The sequence below is a fragment of the Streptomyces sp. NBC_00224 genome (assembly GCF_041435195.1).
Lineage (GTDB): Bacteria > Actinomycetota > Actinomycetes > Streptomycetales > Streptomycetaceae > Streptomyces.
Genome location: NZ_CP108106.1, coordinates 598,043 through 613,531, shown reverse-complemented (window position 1 = coordinate 613,531; position 15,489 = coordinate 598,043). Strand labels below are relative to the sequence as shown.

Annotated in this window: 11 protein-coding genes and 1 pseudogene; 5 read left to right on the top strand and 7 right to left on the bottom strand. The window is 70.5% G+C overall.

Features of this window, described 5'->3' with window-relative positions:
- Window positions 1-3: 3 nt before the first annotated feature.
- The 4 genes from OG965_RS02980 to OG965_RS02965 are packed head-to-tail and all read left to right on the top strand — an operon-like array spanning window position 4 to window position 4,898.
- Window positions 4-1,596 carry an ABC transporter substrate-binding protein gene (locus OG965_RS02980; RefSeq protein ID WP_371648795.1) on the top strand — a complete coding sequence of 531 codons (1,593 nt, stop codon included), beginning with the start codon at window positions 4-6 and terminating at the stop codon, window positions 1,594-1,596.
- Window positions 1,593-2,546: an ABC transporter permease gene (locus tag OG965_RS02975; protein ID WP_371648793.1), complete on the top strand. Its 954-nt coding sequence runs from the start codon at window positions 1,593-1,595 to the stop codon at window positions 2,544-2,546. The genes OG965_RS02980 and OG965_RS02975 overlap by 4 nt, the downstream gene beginning before the upstream one ends.
- Window positions 2,543-3,376, top strand: coding sequence for an ABC transporter permease (locus OG965_RS02970; RefSeq protein ID WP_371648791.1), 834 nt, complete (start codon window positions 2,543-2,545; stop codon window positions 3,374-3,376). Before OG965_RS02975 ends, OG965_RS02970 begins: the two co-directional genes overlap by 4 nt.
- Window positions 3,360-4,898 carry an ABC transporter ATP-binding protein gene (locus OG965_RS02965; RefSeq protein ID WP_371648789.1) on the top strand — a complete coding sequence of 513 codons (1,539 nt, stop codon included), beginning with the start codon at window positions 3,360-3,362 and terminating at the stop codon, window positions 4,896-4,898. Before OG965_RS02970 ends, OG965_RS02965 begins: the two co-directional genes overlap by 17 nt.
- A gap of 5 nt (window positions 4,899-4,903) precedes the next feature.
- Here the strand turns inward: OG965_RS02965 and OG965_RS02960 are convergent, their stop codons facing one another.
- The 3 genes from OG965_RS02960 to OG965_RS02950 all read right to left on the bottom strand — a co-directional run bounded on the left by OG965_RS02960 (window position 4,904) and on the right by OG965_RS02950 (window position 10,619).
- On the bottom strand, window positions 4,904-5,716 hold the full coding sequence (locus OG965_RS02960) for an endonuclease/exonuclease/phosphatase family protein (protein WP_371648787.1): 813 nt from the start codon (window positions 5,714-5,716) through the stop codon (window positions 4,904-4,906).
- Between the two features lie 624 nt (window positions 5,717-6,340).
- Window positions 6,341-8,443: a PIG-L family deacetylase gene (locus tag OG965_RS02955; protein ID WP_371648785.1), complete on the bottom strand. Its 2,103-nt coding sequence runs from the start codon at window positions 8,441-8,443 to the stop codon at window positions 6,341-6,343.
- 868 nt (window positions 8,444-9,311) lie between these two features.
- On the bottom strand, window positions 9,312-10,619 hold the full coding sequence (locus OG965_RS02950) for a hypothetical protein (protein ID WP_371648784.1): 1,308 nt from the start codon (window positions 10,617-10,619) through the stop codon (window positions 9,312-9,314).
- 227 nt (window positions 10,620-10,846) lie between these two features.
- Between OG965_RS02950 and OG965_RS02945 the strand changes: the two genes are divergently transcribed.
- Complete coding sequence (locus OG965_RS02945; protein WP_371657186.1) at window positions 10,847-11,047, top strand: hypothetical protein; 201 nt, start codon at window positions 10,847-10,849, stop codon at window positions 11,045-11,047.
- 58 nt (window positions 11,048-11,105) lie between these two features.
- On the opposite strand, the pseudogene OG965_RS02940 reads toward OG965_RS02945, so the two are convergent.
- The 4 genes and pseudogenes from OG965_RS02940 to OG965_RS02925 form a co-directional block, all read right to left on the bottom strand.
- Window positions 11,106-11,387 (bottom strand): annotated as a pseudogene (locus tag OG965_RS02940) (transposase family protein); the annotation flags it as partial.
- 2 nt (window positions 11,388-11,389) lie between these two features.
- Window positions 11,390-12,079 carry a DUF4232 domain-containing protein gene (locus OG965_RS02935; RefSeq protein WP_371648783.1) on the bottom strand — a complete coding sequence of 230 codons (690 nt, stop codon included), beginning with the start codon at window positions 12,077-12,079 and terminating at the stop codon, window positions 11,390-11,392.
- 790 nt (window positions 12,080-12,869) lie between these two features.
- Window positions 12,870-14,441, bottom strand: coding sequence for a DUF4157 domain-containing protein (locus OG965_RS02930; RefSeq protein WP_371648781.1), 1,572 nt, complete (start codon window positions 14,439-14,441; stop codon window positions 12,870-12,872).
- Between the two features lie 520 nt (window positions 14,442-14,961).
- Complete coding sequence (locus tag OG965_RS02925) at window positions 14,962-15,366, bottom strand: FKBP-type peptidyl-prolyl cis-trans isomerase (RefSeq protein ID WP_371648779.1); 405 nt, start codon at window positions 15,364-15,366, stop codon at window positions 14,962-14,964.
- Window positions 15,367-15,489 lie beyond the last annotated feature (123 nt).

Sequence of the window (15,489 nt, the reverse complement as noted above, 5' to 3'; positions counted from 1 at the left end):
CACGTGAACGACGTCCCCGTCAACGACTCCCGCTTGCCCGGCCTGCGCCGCCGGGGCTTCCTCGCCGCCGCCGGCGGCGCCGCCGGACTCGGGGCGCTCGCCCTCGCAGGCTGCGCCGGCTCCGGCACCGCCGCTGACCCCGCCAAGGCAGACGGCACGCCCCAGCGCGGCGGACGGCTGCGCGCCGCCTTCGCAGGCGGCGGTGCGAGCGAGACCCTCGATCCGCACCTGGTCAACCTCTTCGCCGATGCCGCTCGTGCCAAAGCCCTCTTCGACAAGCTCGCCGACTATGGATCCGACCTGTCCGCGCAGCCCCGGCTCGCCTCGGCCTGGGAGCCGAACGCCGGCCTGGACCGCTGGAAGGTCACCCTGCGCAAGGCCGCCTTCCACGACGGCAAGCCGGTGACCGCCCAGGACGTCCTCTACAGCTACCGCCGCATCACCGACCCGGCGAAGGCGTTCCGCGCCAAGGCGTCGCTGGAGCCCATCGACCTGAAGGCCAGCCGCGCTCTGGACGAGCGGACCATCGAGTTCGTCCTCAAACGCCCGACCGCCGAATTCCCCAACGTACTGGCCGCATTCGGCGCGTACATCGTCCCCGACGGCGCTCAGGACTTCGACAAGAAGCCGGTCGGCAGCGGCCCGTTCCGCTTCGTGTCCTTCGCGCCCGGCAAATCCGCCGTCTTCAAGCGCAACGACGCCTACTGGGACGGTGCCCCGTACCTCGACGAGCTGGAGTTCGTCGTCGCCAACGAGGAGTCGGCGCGCACCAACGCCCTGCTCGGCGGGCAGGTCGAGTACGCCCACGAACTCAACCCCGCCACCGCTCGCGCCCACGAGGACAAGGGGCAGATCCAGATCGTCCGACTGCGCAACAGCGCCATGCAGGGCTTCGTCATGAAGACCGACCGGCCTCCGTTCGACGACACGCGGGTCCGCGAGGCGTTCTACCTGATCGCCGACCGCAAGGAACTGGTCGACGGCGCCCTGTCCGGCGCCGGAGGGATCGGTAACGACCTGTTCGGTAAGGGCTATGAGTACTACGCGGGGAGCCTGCCGCAGCGTGAACAGGACCTCGACCGGGCCCGCGAGCTGCTGAAGCAGGCCGGAGCCGAGAAGCTCAAGGTCACCCTCGACACCTCCCCGGTCGCGGCCGGGTTCACGGAGGCTGCGGCGATCTTCCGCGACCAGGCGGCAAAGGCCGGAGTGAGCATCGAGATCAGGACCGGCAGCAAGGAAAGCTACTGGAGGGACATCCTCGACTCCGGGACCCTGGCCTCCTACCGCTCCGGCGCCATGCCCATCGAGTCCCACATCTCCCAGCGCCTGCTCACCGGGTCGACCACCAACGCAACCCACTGGCGGCACAAGGACTTCGACGCCCTGTACCAGCAGGCACAGTCTACCAAGGACAAGAAGGTGCGCGCCGCCATCTACGAGCGCATGCAGCGCCGCCTGCACACCGAGGGCGGCTTCCTGATCTGGGGCTTCGCCGACTGGATCCTCGGCACCGCCCGCAGTGTCCGGGGCGTCGAGCAGAAGGCACCCGCCAACTCCCTCGACTGGGCACGCTTCGACAAGGTCTGGCTCGCGTGAGCGCACTACGCTCCTGGCTCGCCCGGCGACTGCTGCTCGGCGGGGCGCAGACGGCAGCCGTCGTCCTGCTCGTCTTCGCCCTCACCGAGGCGCTGCCGGGCGATGCCGCCGTCGCCCTCGCCGGCGACCAGCCCGACCCGGAGCGGATCGCGGCCATCCGCGAGACGCTGCGCCTGGACCGGCCTGCGCACGAACGCCTCGCGGACTGGGCGGCCGGGCTGCTGCACGGCGACTTCGGCACATCCTTGGCCTCGGGGCGGCCCGTCAGCTCGTACATCGCGGACGGCTTCGGGCCGACCGTGCTGCTCGCCGTGCTCACGATCATGCTGCTGGTTCCGATTGGCGTCGGCCTCGGGGTGCTGGCCGCCCGCCACGAGGGGCGGCTCCCGGACCGGCTCGTCAGCTCGGTGACACTCGGCGTGTACGCGGTCCCGGAGTTTGCCTTCGGCACGCTGCTGGTCACCGTGTTCGCCCTGCGTCTGGACTGGCTGCCACCGACCGCCGTCGGATACGGCACCGATCTGCTCGGCCACCCAACGGCGCTGGTCCTTCCCCTCCTTGTCCTGCTGTCGCGGCCGGTGTGTTCGCTGGCGCGCCTGGTACGTGCGGGCATGATCGACGCGCTGGCCTCGCCGTACGTCGCCCAGGCCCGCCGCTACGGAATCTCCGGCGCCCGCATCCGTTACACGCACGCGCTGCCCAACACCATCGCGCCGGCCGCCCAGCAACTCGCCCGCACGGTCGACTGGTTGCTGTGCGGGGTCATCGTCGTGGAGGCGCTGTATGTGATCCCCGGGCTGGGCACGGTGCTGATGAATGCGGTCGCGGAAAGGGACGTCCCCGTGGTGCAGGGTCTCGCGGTGATCTTCGGGCTGACCGCCGTCGTCCTCAATCTGGGCGCCGACCTGGTCGTCCACCGCTTCGCGCCGCGGGCGGGGGCGGCGGCATGAAGCCGGGTTCCGCACTCCCTCCGGGACGCTTCGTGCTCGGCCTGGTGATCGTCGCCGTACCGCTCGCTCTGGCGCTGCTCGGGCCGCTCCTCGCAGGCGAGCCCGGGCCACGAGCGCCCTCCTTCACACTCGGCGGCGGACATTGGCTCGGCACCGACTTCGTCGGCCGGGACGTAGGGCGGCAAGTGCTGCTCGGTGGGCGGTCCGTGGTCCTCGTCGCCCTGGCCGCGACGGCCCTGTCCTACCTGGTGGCCCTGCCGCTCGGACTCGTCAGCGCGCTCACCCACCGGACATGGCTCGAAGAGCTGCTGATGCGGCCCGTGGACGTGCTGCTCGCGGTGCCGTCCCTGCTGTTGATCCTGCTGGTGGCCGCCGCCTTCTCGCCGGGGGCGGTGGGCCTCTCACTGCTCGTGGCCCTGGTCAACTTCCCGGACGCCGCGCGGATCGTCCGCGCGGCCGCGGCCGAGACGGCCTCCCGCCCGGCCGTCGAAGCGCTGCGCATGCAGGGCGAGACGTGGTGGCGCATGGCGGTCGGCTATGTCGGCAGGTCGATCGCGCGCACACTCGCCGCCGACGCGGGCGTACGGCTCACCGGCGTGCTCTACCTGGTGGCCACGGCGGCATTCCTCGGCGTCGGCGTCGAGCCGGACGCCTCCGACTGGGCGGTGATGGTGGACCGCAACCGTACAGGGCTGTTCGTCCAGCCCTGGGCCGTGGTGGTTCCCGCCCTGCTGATCGTCGCCCTGACCATGGGGAGCAACCTGCTCTTCGACGCCGTACTGGAGAAACCTCACCGGAAAAGAGGAAACAGGCGTGAACGCGGTCGCTGAGGTCAAGGACCTACGCATCGAGATCGACGGCCGGCCGATCGTCGACGGGGTCAGCTTTCACGTCCTGCCCGGGAAGGTCACCGCGCTCGTCGGCGCGTCCGGCAGCGGCAAGACGACCACGGGCCTCGCGCTGCTCGGCGAGTACCCGGCGGGCGCCCGGGTGACCGGCGACGTCCGCGTGTCCAACGGCCTCGTCGGATACGTACCCCAGCACCCGGGCGCCGTCCTCAACCCCGCACGCCGGGTCGGCGCACTGCTGCGCGACATCGCCCGCGAGCAGGTGCGGAGCCTGCCCAGAGGTGAGCGTCGGGCCGCCGCCCGAACGCGCATCCTGCACGCTCTCTCGGCCGCGCAGCTCCCGGAGGGCGAGTCCCTGCTGCGCCGCTATCCGCACCAGCTATCGGGCGGCCAGCAGCAGCGCGCCGTCCTGGCACAGGCACTGCTGCTCGGCGCCAGGGTGGTGGTCGCGGACGAACCGACCACAGGACAGGACGTGTTGACGAAGCGTCACATCGTCGACCAGCTGGCTGCGGTCACCCGACAGGGCATCGCCGTGGTCCTGCTCAGCCACGACCTGGACGTCGTCCGGGCCCTTGCCGACGAGGTTCTGGTCATGCGCGGCGGCCGAGTGGTGGAGGCGGCTCCCGCGAAGCAACTGTGGCTCGCCCCGCGACACCCCTGGACCGCCGAACTCCTGGCAGCGGAAGGGAAGACGGGTGACAGCCCGCCCGCGCGCGATGGACACGCGACACTCCAGGTACGTGGCCTCACCGCCCGGCACCGCGACGGTGCCTGTATCAACGAGGTGGTGCGCATCCCCGAACTCACCCTCCGCGCCGGCGAGTGCCTGGCCGTCGTCGGCCGCTCCGGCAGCGGCAAGACCACGCTCGCCCGCTGCCTGGCCGGACTCCACCGGGACTACGGGGGCGAGGTCCAGCTCGACGGCACCCCGCTCCCGCGCAGTCTGCGCGCCCGGACCCGTGAACAACTGGCCGGGGTCCAGTACGTCTTCCAGGACGCGAGGGCTGCGTTCGACGAATACCGACCGGTCGTCGACCAGGTGGCGCGCACGGCGGTACGGCTGCGAGGAGCGCACCGACGAGAGGCTCGTGCCGAGGCCCTGAACACCCTGACCGGCCTCGGCCTCACGGAGGAGCTGGTGCGGCGCAGACCCGGCCAACTGTCCGGCGGCGAACTCCAACGGACCGCGCTCGCCCGGGCCCTGCTCGCCCGGCCGAGGGTGCTGATCTGCGACGAGATCACCTCCGGCCTCGACACGGTCACCCGGCGCGGCCTCCTGGACACGCTCGCCGTCCTGCTGCGTGACCGACCCGAACTGGCCCTGGTCCTGATCACCCACGACCTCGACACCGCAGCGGCTGCCGCCCGGATCGCCGTACTGGACGGCGGTGAGCTCATCGAGCAGGGACCGGCACGGCAGGTGCTCACCGCGCCGCGGCACGAGTTCACCGCTTCACTCGTGGCAGGCTCGGCCCGCCTGGCTGCGGATCTGCGTCCCTGACCGAATCAGTCTTCGTGCTGGGTGTGTGGGGCAGGGACCGATCTGGCTTGTTCGAGCCACGTGTCGGGTTGCAGGACGGGGGGTACTCGCAAAGCGGCCAGCACTGGCAGGTGATCCGTGGCTGCTCGCAGGTCTCGTTCCGAGACTCCGGGGAGCCCCATCGGCACTCCGCATCCCAGCACCTGAACCCCCTGTGTGGCGAAGACGGCGTCGATCCGCTGCAGTGGGTCGCCGAGCCGGGTGGTGTGCTCCCGTCCCCACGGCTTCGTCGCCCAGCCGTCCTGCAGGGCGCCCGCGAGCAGGCCGAAGGTCGGGCCGTCGGGCCGGTCGTTGAGGTCGCCCGCAGCGACCGCGTGCGGCACGTCCATGGCGGACAGCCGCTCCAGGAGCAGTTGGCCCTGCTCGTAGCGCTCCTGGTCGTTGATGCTCAAATGGCAGCTGAGCACGCCGAGGCGGGCTTGGCCGAACCGCAGCACGGCGGTCGCGAAGCCGCGCTGGTGCAGGCCGGGGGTGCGGGGCAGCAGGATGTCCTCGGTGTGCTCCACGTGGGCGCGGAGCGAGGAGAGGATCATGGGGCCGGAGGCGGTGGCGCCGCCCGCCACGTACACGAGCTCGGAAGACCGGGCGAGACGGGCAGCGGCCTTGCGCCAGCGGAAGAACCGCGGCGCCTCCTGAACGCAGACCACGTCGGGCCGACAGGCCCGGATCACGCGGGCGAGGGCGGCGATGTCGTCGCGCATCGAGCGGATGTTGTAACTGAGCACGCGCACGACCACGCAGCCATCAGGCTCCGTCGCCGACCTGGGCAGATCCTCCATGCTTCCCCTCTCCGTCTTCCCCTTCCCGCTGGTCACCAACTCGGCGGTGGGCTGGGGAAGATTGTGCGGCTCGATGGATGGACGAGGCCGGCGCAGGCCGCGGTACGGGGCCGCCATGCGTGGCCGAGATGCGATGAGCAACCACCTAAGAAACGCCTACATCCGGGCCGAGTCACGGGCGGTCACTGACTAGTCTTGCGTGGACCTCGCCGATCGGGTTGAAGGCCCGCTCGGTGTGGGCGGGGTCGGGGTAGCGGGCGCGGGTGAGCCCGGACCACCCCATGAGGTCCCCTTCAGCGGCGGGTCAGCGCCAACTGGAACATCTACCCGTACACCGGCTGGGTTGGTGTCGTCCTAGGCAACCGGGACAGCGTGCCGCTGCAGGAGATGATCGCGCAGGTGATGCAGTCCATCACCGGGGCCTCGGTCGCCGGGGGATCGGGTGGCTGAGCTGCCGGGGGATTCCGCGTCTGCACGGCCAGTCTCGTGTGCGGGGCGTCTGGCCGGTGCCGGGGCCGTGCTCAGACTCCCCGCCCTGAACGACAACGGTGGCTTCGATCAGTCTTGGACCTTCCACCGCGCCCGGAAGCACGGACGTCTCCATCCCACCTCTGACCAGCACAACTACCAACTCGCGGCCTGATCCACGGACTTCCCGCGCTGACGGTCTTCCTGCTCGACAGGGATGCCGTCAGGTATGGCGCGGGTGTGGAGTGTCGCGTCAGGGGCAAGTTGGGCGAGGACGGCACGGTTGGCGGAGTCGGTTGCCAGGGAGGCCGCGCCGACGACGGCTCCGGGGACGGTGCTCCAATGCGGGGGGCGCCCGGTGCCCAGAGTGACCAGGCTCGTACCGCCGTCGTTGTTGCGGGCGGCCAGCAGGACTCCGCCGGGTATGGAGTGCAGGGCGAGCGCGCCGTAGCCGCGGCTGCCCAGGTCGACGCGTTCGTCGCGCCATGCTCCGCCACCGGCTGGGAGGGTGCGCACCAGCAGACGGGCGGTCCTGGCCGCGCGGAAGGCCAGGAGAAGCGAGCCGTCGGGCCGGGCCAGCGCGGTGGGCGGATCGGCTGGGGCCGGCAGCCCGGTGGGTGCAAGGACGAACGGTCCCCCCGGGCTCCGCTGCACCCAGTGGCGAACGGTGTGGTGGCCGGCGCCGAAGACATGGACGACCCCCTTGGCGTCGGTGACGGCGCTGAGCCCCTCCTGGACTTCGGCGCCGCCCAGGTCCGACCAGTTGCTCCAGGTGCCGCCGGCGTGCTGGCTGCGGACGGAGACCCCCTTGGCCCAGTTGCGTACGAACAGCCAGGTGGTGCCATCGGCGCCGCGGGTCACGACGGGCCCGCCGACCCGGCGGCCGTGTTCGGGGTCGCGGTCGGGGGCGCCCAGCGAGACCCAGGCGCGAAACGGCCCGCCCTGGCGCGGCTGTTCCGTCATGACGATCTCGCGCCGGTTGTCCTTCGCCGCTGCGCCGAGGGAGGCGACGCGCTCGGCGAACAGCTGCCAGCGGCCGTCCCGTGTCAGCGAAGCCGTCAGGCCCGGCAGCAGTCCCTTTCCGGCCAGCAGCTTCGGCGCGGTCCACCGTCCGCCGCCGGGCTCGGTCTCCTGCCACATGGCCGCCTGCCCGCCGAGGACGGCGAACGCGGTCAGCCGCCCGTCGGCGCCCTGCCGCAGCTGCGGGGCGGCGGTGGGGTAGCGCAGCGAGGTGCGCTGGAGCCAGCCGGTGCCGTACGAGCGGTCCCGGCCGACGTCGTAGTCACCGCAGCCGCCGAACGCCTTGTCGTCGCAGCCCTGCGGGGAGCCTCCGTAGGCGTTGAGGACGTTGGCCTTGCCGCGGATGATTTGCGCGGGGAGGCCCTGCGGCCAGCGCTCGTTGTAGTAGCCGCGGAAGGCGGTGACGGCGTGGGGGGCCCTGTAGCGGTCGAGGGCGGCGTAGGTGAACAGCGCGGCGGCGGTGTGGTCGGGGTGGTCCGAGTAGCCGCGCTGGTCGTGGTGGGCGCGGTGCTTCGCGTCGCGGACCTGCATGTCCGGGTCGGGGTCCATCGTGCGGACGAGTGTGGGCCGGTAGCTGTCCATGAGGTGGACCAGCGCGTCTATCAGCCCGGCGCGGGTGACCGTGTGCGACGCCCGGACGGGGGAGCCGGTGCCCACCAGGGTCCGCGTGACCGTGTGGGGGTCCTCCCAGAGGCGCCGCAGATCGCGGTTGGGGGCGCCGTGGGTGGAGGAGTGCTGGGACACACCGAGGAAGATCAGCCGGATGCCGGGGTGGTGGCTCAGGGCGTCCACTTCTATGGGGGTGCCGTCGGGCAGGGTGGTGACCTGTCTGGCCCAGGGTGCCTTGGTGTCGCCGGTCGCCATGAACGCGTACGCCTGGCGCAGGCCCTGGCGGCGGGCACCGGAGTAGTTGGCGACGCTGGGCTTGGGGGATTTGCGGCCGGGGATCTTGTTGAAGCCCTCGGCTTCACCGCTGGTCACATAGACGCTGACGAGCTGGTCGTTGGCGTCGATGGACTGCTGGAGCTCGGGGTTCATGAAGTACAGGTCGTCGTCCGGGTGGGCGAGGATCTGCATGACCCGGACACCGCTCGAACCGTCCCGGGCGGCCAGCACCGTGCCGCGCTTGTGGACCGGCGGAGAAGCAAGCGTCGACGAGGCGGGAGTGCAGGCCGATATCGCCGCGGAAAGGGCTATGAAACCGGCGATGAGGGCGCGGCGAGCGGGCTGTGGCGGCACGGGAGGTCTTTCGCGGGTGACTGGGCGGGCGAGGCGTACGGGCGGGACGCGGGCGAGCACGACTCCAGGAAGAGGCGTGCACCGGCACGGTGGTCTGCCCGAGGCGCAGCACGGCGTTGTCCCGTCCCGGGCCGGCGGGTGTGGGTCGAGCTGATGGGCGGCGCTTGGGCGTGAGCGGCAAAGCTGACGCTATGAGGAGTGCACGTAGGTATTCCATCGGCGATGTAACAGTTGTCCGGACATTGTCATGCGAAGTTGTTAAGTTGCCCTGTCCGGCCGTGGTGGCCACTGGGCGAGGTGGCCGTCGTGGGCATGTTGGTGGAGGTCGCGGTGAGACAGGTTGGAGAACCCCAGGTCGCCACGGTGGCCTCCGGCGTGGGATGCGGGACCCTACAGCGCCCACCGGGCTCAGCACGTCAGGGTCGTACGGCCCAGCGGGCGGGCTGTCTCGGCGGCATCCGCCGGCCAGCCCCTGTGATCTCCCGTGAGATGCGGCGGTGGATGGCTGCGGTGCGGGCGTCGACCACGCCGTCTACTGGTGCCTCCCCTCGTGCTGTCGGTACACGAGTGGCTGGTGTGGCCCAGGAGCGATGCGGGCGAGTCGTCGTGGGGCGCCAGGCGCTGGCGTGCGGTTGGTGCGATCACCACCCGCTCTCCATGCCTTCACCATGGGCGGGGGCTTGGCTGTTGTTCTTGCCATGAGAGGCGTAGGTCGCGTGGTAGGCCCGGGAGGCTGGGCGGAGTTGTCGGTGGCCGCTGGCATGGTTGTTCTCACGAGGCCTGCGGCGGTGGGCTCCTTCACCTCCACACCCGTGCCTGGGGGTGGGCCCAGCCCTCGCTCGGGCCCACCCTGCGCGGCCTTTCGGTGTCAGGAACAGGTGGCCAGGAGGATGGAGATCACGGTGCAGTTGGCCGTGGCGCTGTCGTTGGCGGCGTTGGGGTCGGTGGGAGTTGACGCGGTGCGTGTGCCGGTCACCGACACGCGGCCCAGGGAGAGCAGATGCAGGGGGATATCGAAGGACTTGGCCGTGCCGGCACCCTTGGCGATGGCCTCGTAGGTACAGGTGACGGTCCCTGCGCCGGTGGTGCATCCGGCAGACAGGCCGGTCGCGCTCGTGCCCCGGGGCAGGGATGCGGTGATCGTGGCCGAGGTGGCGGTGTCCGGTCCGGTGTTGTTGGCCGTCAGGGTGTAGCGGAGGTAGGGCACCAGGATGCCCAGACGCGGCTGGGCTGTGATGTGCACATCGATGTCCGCAGCGGCTGGGGCGTAAGTGATACTCACCAAGCCGTCGCCCGAGCGCACGCCGCTGTGGAAGACGGTGCCGGCCGGACCGTACCCGCTGCCTCCTCCGCCGCCTGCTGAGCCGACGGTGGCGGAGGGGCTGCTCATGATGCCTCCGCCGCCTCCGCCGCCGAACCAGCCCCCGCCTCCGCCTCCTCCGCCGGCCCCGCTGGCGCCGGCGCCGCCCGTACCTCCGAGGCCTGGGGCTCCGCCTGCTGCGGTAGGGGCACCGTTCGCGCCGAGCCCACCGCCACCGCCGGCACTGGCGGTACCTGCCCCGCCGCCTTCTGCCCCGTCGCTCCCGTTGCCGCCGGCGGTACCGCTGGCGCCGCCTCCGTTGCCGCCGGCCCCGCTGACGGCGCTGCCGATCCAGTTGCCTCCGCCTCCGCCGCCACCGGCCACCAGCATCCGCTCACTCAGGCCGTTGCCGCCCTGGCGTACATCCGAGGCGCCTCCTCCGGCACCGCCGCCGGTGGCGGGTTCAACGCCCGTACCCGCGGCGCCCGCGCCGCCATAGCCGCCCGAGCCGCCGACGTTGATCTGCAGGACCTGTCCCGGCGTGACGGTCAGGTTGCCCTGGGCCTCCCCGCCCAGTCCGCCCGTGCTGCCGCCCTCGGGCCCGTCCTGGCCCTGGGCACCGAAGACGTCCACGCTGATCGAGTACACGCTGGCGGGCACGGTGAAGGACTGGCCGCTGCCGGTGTAGGAGAAGGCGACCGTCGTCGCGGCCAGCGCCAGCGCCGGTGGCGCGAGTGCGACCAGCCCGGCGCCGGCGAGCGCGAGCGCCATCGTGCCGGGCAGAACCCGTGTGGTCAGCCGCCTGGTCAGGCCGCCCCGGCGTAGCCGCGCTGTCGACCATCTGCTCTCGCTCGTGCAAAGAGTTCTGTGTGACATGGGGATTTTCCCCTTTCATGAGGGCTACGACCCTGCCCCGGCGGCCCCCCTCGGGCCGACTGGACGCGGCAGGCCGCCATGGCCCACCGCCCGCTCCTGCCCCAGGCATGAACGGACGCCGGCCCGGTGTTCCGTCCTCATCAGTGCTCCACCCGTGGTCTCCCGGCCACGGCCCGCGCAGAGATCCTGAGGTGAGTCCGCTGCATACCGTTCACAGATCAACGAGCATGCCGTCCCCGAACCTGCGCCGAAAGGAGTCAACAGGCCACAGTCATGGCCGGCTGGCCCACGCCGCAGGCGGCCGAGCCCGTTTAGTTGCCGCGGACTCCTCAACGGGAAACGGCAATCAGGTCACCGGCGACGAGCCGCTCGTCGTCGATCTCACCGATGCCGTCTCGCCGATCGCTGCGGTGAAGGTGGTCTGTTGAGGAACCCGCTCCTGGGACACCCGCCAGCGGCGTCGGCCCGGGGCTCGCCCGCCCTCGCCTTGGCGAACTGCTTGCGGGGCTGGAACGCGAGCGTAGGACCGAGGCGGTCGATGATCCGGTGGGCTGCCGACTTCGAAGATCCCGAACAGCGGCGCCAGCTGGCGCATCGTCAATATCGCTCGCCAGTAAGCCGGGAGCAGCAGAAGCCGGTCTTCCAGCGGAAGGCTCCACGGCCGACCCTGCAGAGCGTGTCCGCACCCTTGCGCCGCAGCACGGTGACCAGCTGCCGAACTGGCGCGCCGCCAAGGTCAGTAGCCACCGGGCTGGCCGCGGTCACCACCTCTACTTGGTCGTGTGGGTGGGGTAGACCTCAACGTTGGTGTAGGCGCCCTTGATCTTTCCCGCGCGCGCGGGCCACTTCAGGCTCACGGTGTGGGTCTCGTTCGGGGGCGTCACCAGGATGTTGGTCGGGGACGCGAGGCTGTGGCCGGTGGTGTCGATGTCGTAGGCGAGGTCGAAGACAGCGGCGTCGCCGGGCTTGAGGGTGGTGATACGGGGTTGGGCGTGGCCGCGCTCGATGGGGTTCGAGGTGTGGTCGGCGTCCTTGATGTCGACGCCCGCGAAGCCGGTTGCCGAGCAGGTGGTCGAGCCCCGGTTGATCATGGTGATGTCGATCCTGCCGGAGTTCTTGTCGGGCGCGGCGTTGCTGGCGTCGATGGCCAGGTCCTTCGTCTTGCAGAAGGTGACCTTGCCGCCGGTCGTCGCTTTGCCGCCGGTCTTCGTTGCGCCGTTCGCGGCGCCGGGGCGCGACTCGGTGTCTTCGCCTAAGCCCGACTTCGCGTCACCGGCCTGCGAACCTTGGGAGCTAGAGCCGCCCTCCGGCTGCGAGCCACCGTTCGCGGGTGAAGAAGACGTGGACGAGGAGTCCTTGGAGGACGAGTCCTTCGCGGAGCCGTCGCTGCCGCAGGCGGTGAGCGAGAGGGTGGCGGCGACGCCGATGGCGGCGAGAGCGGTGCTGCGGGTGTACTTCACGGTGTTCCCCCTGAAGTGGCGCGGTGTATGTGGTCGGAAGTATTTGTATCTCGCACGGAGTCACAGGCGGTCCTCCGTGACGTCTTCGTTCTGTCACAGGCGTATGGGGCCGCCTCTCGGTCAGTCAAGGTGTCGCCGTACGGTCGCCAGTCTGGCCCGAGTTCGACCACCCGGGCCTTGTCCTCCGAGGTGAACTTGCTCGCCACCGCCGGTCGCCGGGCCTGCAGGTGGCTCTACCCCGTGACGGCCGAGGCCGCCTCGCTGACGGCAATCTTGATGAACGCCGCTGGTCGCCGTCCTCGCGGAAGCACGCCTGGTTGCCGGACAGATCCGTCGGGCCGTACATCGTGCCCTGCGGAGCACCCGCACCGGTTGAGTACCAACCTGCGTCTTCCCATCTCTCGTCACCGGCAGACGCATATGTGCTGGCCATGAGCGTTACCGTGGAAGCCGCCACGAGAACGACGAGTGCTTTTCTCACTCCACGCATGTGTACCGATCCTCTTGTCACGATGGTCCCCCGTGCAGCAGTCCCGCCCGGGCGAAGTGGGGTGCTGTTCTCGTCTCGACGTGAGGCAGTTTCACGTGAGGCGTCGTTGACTTTGCGCGCACGACGGTTGGATTTCCGTGCACAACCGGCCGCCCTGCCGCGCCGGATCGACCCGCGACTCGCGCTGCTTGACGCCGACTTCGCTGCGCTGCGAGTGGCGCGTCCAGATGCGGACGTACTGCCGGAACAGTCCCGTCGTCACCGGTGGCGACCGCGGCGCGCGGTGTCGCTTGTCGCAGGTCAGTCCGAATCCGACTCCGAGCCCTGCCCCCGAAGGAGCGCGTTGTTGCGCGCATAGGAGTCATGCGTATGAGCGACGGACTTGTCGATCCAGGCGAACACCTGCTGTGCCCGGTCCTTGGGGGACACCGTGGTGCTGTCCTTGTATCCCGGGACCGTCCGGTTGGCGTCCTCCCTGGAATAGAACCTTCCCGGGCGCACGAGCTCCTTCCCGTCGCCGCCCTTGGGCGAGCCATGGGGGTAGAGGGCGGCGAAGCAGGTGGCACACGGCCTCTTGGTTCCGCCCAGATACGGCGGCGTCTTGCCGTTGTTGCTCGCGAAGATGCGGAGCTCCGCGTGCTGCCCCGACGCGCCTCCGGCGGCGACCACCATGCCTTGGGCGAGAGCGGTCCGCAGGGCAGCGGGCACCGGCGCCGCGCCGCTGTGCATGTCGGACGCCTGGTCGAAGTGCCGGTTGACCCGGTCGACCCTGGCCCTTTCGTCCATCGCGCTGCCCGCCCGCGCCTGGGGGCGCGCGGCGTTGCCGAGCATGTGCCCCAGGGAATCCGTGGCGCCGCCGTTCGCGGCCAGCTCGACCAGGTGGTCATTGGCGCTCTTGTCATTGGCCGCGACGATGAGCCGTCCCGAATCGTCGATCGCCGCCTGCACTTCGATCGGCGGGAGCTTCACGGTCGTCAGATACTCCTTGATGACGGTCGAGATCCACCGCAGCCGTCGGACCTGTGGCTGGTCCTCGTAACTGTGCGCCTTCACCTTGCCCTTTTCCTTGGTCGCGGCCTCGAAGTCGCCCTCAGGCGTCGACTTCTCGATCTTCCACTTGCCGCCCGACGCGGAGAAATGGCCGCGCAACAGCCGGAGGAACTCTCGATGCCGTCCCCCCAGGCCCAGCTTCTTGAGGCGGTCCAGCTCTGCCGCGTCGACCGCGTCCTGGCGGTCGAACGCGTCAGTCATGGCTTCGTCCAAGTCCTCGTCGGACCCGAAGTGGTCGACGTCCATGGCGTCGCCCTGCGGTCGCGCGGCGCGCTGTACGAGCTCGGTCCGCACCGGCTCGGCGCCGGAGTCCGCGGCCACCGAGCGCTGCGCGGTGGCCGAGGGGGCCGTGGCCACGTCCGCGGCGAAGTTGTCGCCCTCCGTGTCCGCTGTCCGCTCGGAGGGCTGGTTGGGGTTGGTGACCTTGAGCCCGGCGCCGTTGTCGGTGCCCGTCTCGGGTTTTCCGTTGAGATTGTTGTTGAGGTGGCTGAACTCGTGCCCGATGAGCGCCAAGTCCCGGGCCCCGGGCGGAGGGAGGAAGACGTGGTTGTCGATGGTCAGGGCCCGGGCGCCCATGGCCTCGATGGCGCGCTGGGCCACTGGACCGTCATGGAGGCGGCCACGGGAGAAGTCGTTGCCGAAGAAGGACTCGGCCTTGCCGCGCAGCGGATCGGGGATCTGGCTGCTCTCCGACCTGATCGCCTCGGCGATCAGAGCGCTCTGCGCCTTCGCAGTACCGTCCTCGACGCCGTCGTGACCGCAGCCGGCACCGTGGGTGTGCCGCTCCTCCTTCAACAGGCGTGCGACGACACGGTTGCCCACCTGGCCACTCAGTGCCGTGACCTCGGAGGCGCTCCTCGGGACGTGTGCCGTATTCCCGGGCACGGACACCGCCCGGCGCGGAGGCCGTGCCTTGCTCCCGTTTTTCTCTCCGGGGTCTTCTACGTGCGCGCGCATGGCATGTCCCGATCCTGATCGCTCGAATCGCAGCCGATCAGCAGTACCGGCAGCACCGCGGTGAGGGGATCAGCGTTCGGCCGCGGCTCCCTGTCGTAACCGTTGTAGTCGCCGGCTCTGCGAGCGGACAGTGCCGCGGGGGCAGCCTTTGGGGCAGCCCGGCATGTCACCATGGCCCGTACAGCACCGCTCTGGTGCCCCGTCAGGGGCGTCCGCCGGCACGGGCGGGACTACTGCTGCGCTCTCGGCCAAGGTGTGCGCCACCAGGGGATGTGACTCCACGCCGCCTGCTTCCAGGCGGAAGCAGGAGCGGCAGCGAGGAGCACGGCGGTACCAAACCCTGGAGGCGACGCAGCACGTCGCAGGGGAGGAGCGGCCTGGGTCGCTAGGCGTTGCTCCACCCGGCCGTGTTGGAATACGAGTCGAGCAGGTCCACCACGAAGACCAGGGTCGAGCCCGCCGGGATCAACGGTGAGGGCGACTGATTGCCGTAGCCGAGACGCGGGGGAACGATGATCTCGCGCCGACCGCCGACCTTCATCCCCTTCACCCCCCGGTCCCAGCCCTTGATGACCCTGCCACTGCCCAGGGCGAACTTGAACGGCTCGCCCCGGTCCCAGGAGGCATCGAACTCCTTCCCGGACTCGAAGGTCACCCCGACATAGTGGACCCTGACCACCATGCCCGGCCTCACCTCAGCCCCGTCCCCGACGACCAGGTCCCGGATGGTCAGCTCGGTAGGAGCGTCACCCTCCGGGACGTCGACCGCGGGCTTCGTCAGTTCACTCATTGCAGCCTCATCACTCTCCGTCGAAAGCCCGCGCACGGACCAGCCGGACGCATGGACACCCCATGCAGCAGATGGTCACGCTACCGAGAATGCCGATCCCCGGCCCCGCCACCAGCCCACTCA

What these genes read in the sequence shown, in the direction of transcription:
- OG965_RS02960 (WP_371648787.1), bottom strand. Translation starts at nt 5,716, where the DNA reads ATGGAGGATCTGCCCAGGTCGGCGACGGAGCCTGATGGCTGCGTGGTC.
- OG965_RS02970 (WP_371648791.1), top strand. Translation starts at nt 2,543, where the DNA reads ATGAAGCCGGGTTCCGCACTCCCTCCGGGACGCTTCGTGCTCGGCCTG.
- OG965_RS02945 (WP_371657186.1), top strand. Translation starts at nt 10,847, where the DNA reads ATGCCGTCCCCGAACCTGCGCCGAAAGGAGTCAACAGGCCACAGTCAT.
- OG965_RS02925 (WP_371648779.1), bottom strand. Translation starts at nt 15,366, where the DNA reads ATGAGTGAACTGACGAAGCCCGCGGTCGACGTCCCGGAGGGTGACGCT.
- OG965_RS02950 (WP_371648784.1), bottom strand. Translation starts at nt 10,619, where the DNA reads ATGTCACACAGAACTCTTTGCACGAGCGAGAGCAGATGGTCGACAGCG.